The sequence below is a fragment of the Staphylococcus sp. EG-SA-17 genome (assembly GCF_017151845.1).
GTDB lineage: Bacteria > Bacillota > Bacilli > Staphylococcales > Staphylococcaceae > Staphylococcus > Staphylococcus aureus.
On sequence record NZ_JACVZO010000186.1, the window covers coordinates 1 to 238 of the forward strand.

Consider the following 238-nt stretch of genomic DNA (forward strand, 5'->3'; position numbering starts at 1 on the left):
GTAACTTGATTGTGACGAATAAATATACGCCAGAAACAACATCAATTAGCGGTGAAAAAGTATGGGACGACAAAGACAATCAAGATGGTAAGAGACCAGAAAAAGTCAGTATAAATTTATTGGCTAACGGAGAGAAAGTAGAAACGGTAGATGTAACATCTGAAACAAACTGGAAGTACGAATTTAAAAACTTACCGAAGTATGATGAAGGAAAGAAAATAGAATATACAGTGACCGA

The 238-nt window shown here is 34.9% G+C and carries 1 protein-coding gene; it reads left to right on the forward strand.

The features are described from left to right. The coding region (locus tag IDG65_RS14685) for a Cna B-type domain-containing protein (RefSeq protein WP_206174281.1) at window positions 1-238 on the forward strand (238 nt) is incomplete at both ends.